The organism is Protofrankia sp. CiP1_Cm_nod4, from assembly GCF_982290645.1.
Genome location: NZ_CEVIVC010000070.1, coordinates 533 through 4347, shown reverse-complemented (window position 1 = coordinate 4347; position 3815 = coordinate 533). Strand labels below are relative to the sequence as shown.

At 70.7% G+C, this 3815-nt stretch carries 4 protein-coding genes; 1 reads left to right on the top strand and 3 read right to left on the bottom strand.

The genetic code is table 11. The features are described 5' to 3' along the window. The 3 genes from AC5LSR_RS14410 to AC5LSR_RS14400 all read right to left on the bottom strand — a co-directional run. The coding region (locus tag AC5LSR_RS14410; protein ID WP_493468556.1) for a type IV toxin-antitoxin system AbiEi family antitoxin domain-containing protein at positions 1–205 on the bottom strand (205 nt) is incomplete at its 3' end. Between the two features lie 316 nt (positions 206–521). Continuing rightward, entirely contained in the window at positions 522–1175 is a 654-nt protein-coding gene (locus tag AC5LSR_RS14405) for a TetR/AcrR family transcriptional regulator (RefSeq protein ID WP_493465683.1), read from the bottom strand. A gap of 43 nt (positions 1176–1218) precedes the next feature. Further along, positions 1219–1704, bottom strand: coding sequence for a hypothetical protein (locus AC5LSR_RS14400; protein ID WP_250292172.1), 486 nt, complete (start codon positions 1702–1704; stop codon positions 1219–1221). A gap of 279 nt (positions 1705–1983) precedes the next feature. Here AC5LSR_RS14400 and AC5LSR_RS14395 point away from each other — a divergent pair. After that, positions 1984–3815, top strand: a 1832-nt coding sequence (locus AC5LSR_RS14395) for a CRISPR-associated endonuclease Cas3'' (RefSeq protein WP_493468555.1), incomplete at its 3' end; no start/stop codon positions are given.

Genomic DNA, 3815 nt, shown 5'->3' with positions numbered 1-3815 from the left:
GCATGCAGGGGTCGTACTCGCTCACCGGGTAGCGGGGGAAGCGGTAGACACCGAACGCTACCCGGTCGAGGGTGCCGCGCTGTACGAGCATCTGCAGTGCCCCCTTGCCGACACCGAGCTCGGTCGCCTGGTGGGCGGTCACAAACCCGTGCTGGGACGCCGCGACATCCCAGAGCTCCTCTCGCGCCAGCGTATGATCAGACATGGCAAAAGTATAACGGAAACGTGATACTATTGGCTCACGCCCGATGCGACAAGTGATCAGTGACCGCCTGAGGCTGTCGACTCCCGTTCACGCCGAGGGCTGGTGGGCAAACCGTCGGCGATACAGTCGAACGTCACCTGGAAGGTCATCCGGGAATCTCCTTCCGTCACCGGTCCGACGGCCACAGCATGTTCCCGTCCCACGCCGGGCGCCCGCGGGCAGCCAACCCGACCGCGGCGCGGGCCGTCATGCCGCCGGTGCGTTCCGGGCGACGGCGTCCGCGCGGATGGCCGGACAGGTACCGGACAGGTACCGGTCACGACGGACGGCGGGCGAAGGCGCGCAGGAAGGTGGTCACGCCGGCGGCGGCGGTCTGGTCGCGGTGGGCGGGGGTCACGGTGTCGGGGGCGAAGACCGTGAGCAGCGGCAGGTCCCCCAGGACGAGGCCGACGAACTGGGTGGCGGCCGTCGCGGGGTCGGCGATCTCCAGGTAGCCGGCGTGCGCGAGCCGGGCCATCCGGCCGGCCAGCGTCTCGATCACCTCCTCGCCGGAGGCCCACATCGTCCGGAACAGATCGGGGAAACGACCGGACTCCATGTACATCAGACGGCGGGCGGCCACCGACTGCTCGTCGCAGACGCACGCCGCCAGCCCGTCGGCGACGGCACCCAGCTCACCGACAAGATCGGCCGGCTCGGTCGGGAAGTTCCTGAGCACGGCGAGGGTGCGGGCGTTCGCCCGGACCGCCGCGTCGACCATCACCAGCCGGAACAGCTTCTCCTTGCTCCCAAGATGGTTGTAGAGCGTCGGCTTGGCCACCCCGGCCTCGCTCGCGATGAGATCGACGCTCGCGCCCTCGTACCCCTTGCGGGCGAACACCTCGAACGCGGCGGCGAGGATCGCCTCCCGCTTGTCCACCCGGCCACGCCCGGTCGCCGTACCAGCGGCAGAGACGAGCGCATCCATCATCCAAGCGTATCCGCCATGGCGTTCACCGACCGCCGGCCCGCATTCAGCCGCCGAGGTTCTCGGTGCGTATCCCATGAACGGCCGGCGCGCCGAAGCCACGCAGCGGGTCGATGACGACCGGGCTGGACCTGTCATCCGGATGGATACGGAGGACCTCCCCGCCACCGGGAGCGAACTCGGCTTTCTCCACGAACGCGGCCGCGCCGGGGGCGAGTACGAGCTGGCCGTTACGGATGACGACCATCACGAGCTCCCGGTCGATACCGGTCTCGTCCTGAACCTCGAGAACGAGCTCACGGTTCGCGACATACGGCCTGGCGTGCGCGAGCGGATAGGGGACACCGAAACGCTCCCGCAGAAACTGCACGACCGGACGGAGACGTCGCAGAGAGACCCTGTGCCGTATCCGGTACTCGCGAAGATAACCGGCCTCGACGAACTCCCCCCAGGTGACGGCCTCTTCGCCGGTCCGTTCGGGCCGGATGACCGGCTCGTAGACCGAGCCGCCACGGAGTAGCCGTCGATCCATCCACGCAGCCGCGCCGGTCGCACACCGAGGACACGCGCCGCCTCGCCCATCGAGTAGACCTCACGGTCCAGGACGGTGATCCCCATGCTCGCGTCATGCCGCATCAGCGCCGTGGCATGACGCATGCGCACAGCTGGCGGACGGCGCGGTCGAGGCCCGCCGGACCCCGGCATGGAGATGATCGCCGTCGTGGCCGTGTATGTCACCCTGTGGCGTGGTAGCTGTCCATCGGGTGGTTGAATGCGCCGTGTCCGATCTGCTGGACACGGGGGGAACATCATGCGGGACGCGGCCGACGCGGCTATTGCCGTGGTGTGGGGGAAGTCGGACGCCCAGGGCTCGATGCATCTGCTGCTGGGGCATCTGCTCGACACGGCCGCGGTCGGCGAGCTCGTCTGGGACCGTTTCCTGTCCACCGCCATACGTGGCCGCCTCGACGAGTGCAGTGGTGGCCGGGGCCGTTCCCTGTTCGCCCTGCTGTGCGGCCTGCACGATGTGGGCAAGGCGACTCCCGCCTTCCAGACGAAGGACGACGGGCTGGCGGAACGGGTCCGCGCGGCCGGCCTCGACTGGCGTGGGCTCACCCGCAGCCAGGCCGCCGGCTGGCATCATGCGCGCGCCGGCGCGGTCATCGTCCGTGACTGTCTGAAGGAGGCGGGCTGGGGCGCGCCGGCCCGTAACTGGGTGTGGCCGCTGGTGGCCGGGCATCACGGCAAGGTGCCCGGGACGGACCGGCTGCGGCCCACCAGTCCCACCGCGCACGGCCGCGGCCGGTGGCTCGACGTCCAACAGGAGTTCGTCGGACGGGTCGCCGGCGAGCTGGGACTGGACCTGGATGCCTTCTCGGATGTGGCGACGCCGCGCCGAGGCGGCCAGCTCACCCTGTCCGGCATGATCATCATGGCGGACTGGGTTGCCAGCGACGCGCGGCACTTCGACGGGCTGTCCGATCTCTCCGACATCTCGATCGAGAAATCACGGGATCGCGCCCAGCGGGCGTGGGACAAGCTGGGGCTGCGCGGCGGCTGGCGCGCCGACCGGCCGGCGCCGCGGGACCAGCCCGACCTGGTACGCCATCGTTTCGGTGTCGCCGCCCGCCCCGCCCAGGCCGACGCGGTACGGCTGGCGGCGCGGATGCCCACGCCGGGCCTGCTCATCCTTGAGGCCCCGATGGGTGAGGGCAAGACGGAGGCCGCTTTCGCGGCGGTGGAGGTGCTGGCCAGCCGGTTCGGCGCGGACGGGATGTTCGTCGGGATGCCCACCCAGGCGACCAGCGACCCGATGTTCGGCCGGGTCCGGACGTGGCTGACGTCGGTGGATCCGGATGTGCCCATCGGGCTCCTGCACGGGCGCGCGCGTTTCAACAAGGAGTGGGCGGCGCTGCGTTCCGCCGTCGCCTTCACGGACATCGCCGACGAGCGGGACGAGTACGACATGGACGACGACTACGGCTTCATCGGTTCCGGCGGCACCGGGAGCGGATCGGCCGCCGGGGACGGTGGCCGGCCGGCTGTCAGTGGCACGGCCGCCGCCGAGTGGTTCCTCGGCCCGAAACGGGGCCTGCTGGCGCCGGTCACGGTGGGCACCGTCGACCAGTTGCTGCATGCGGCGACGCGAACGAAGCACGTGATGCTGCGGCAGGCCGGTACGGCGGGCCGGGTGGTCGTGCTGGACGAGGTGCACGCCTACGACGTGTACATGGCGCAGTTCCTGTTCGAGGCGCTGCGCTGGCTCGCCGACACCGGTGTCCCGGTCGTCCTGCTGTCGGCGACGTTGCCGCCGTCGCTGCGGCTGCAACTGGTCCGCGCCTATCTCCAGGGTGCGCTGCAGGAACGTGACGTGGACGTGACGGACCTCCCGGTACCGGCAGGCTACCCGAGCGCCACCGCGGTGTGCGTGACGACGGAAGGCAAGCGATGGGACGAGGTCGCGTCCGGGCCCTCGTGGCGTGCCTCGGCCCGGGTCGAGGTGCGGGTGCTCGCCGAGACCCCGGACTTCTCCCCCGCGGCCGTCGCCGCCGCGGTCACGGCGGAGGTGGGTGACGGCGGGTGCGCGCTGGTGGTGTGCAACACCGTCGCCCGCGCCCAGGACGTCCACACCGCGCTGCGCCC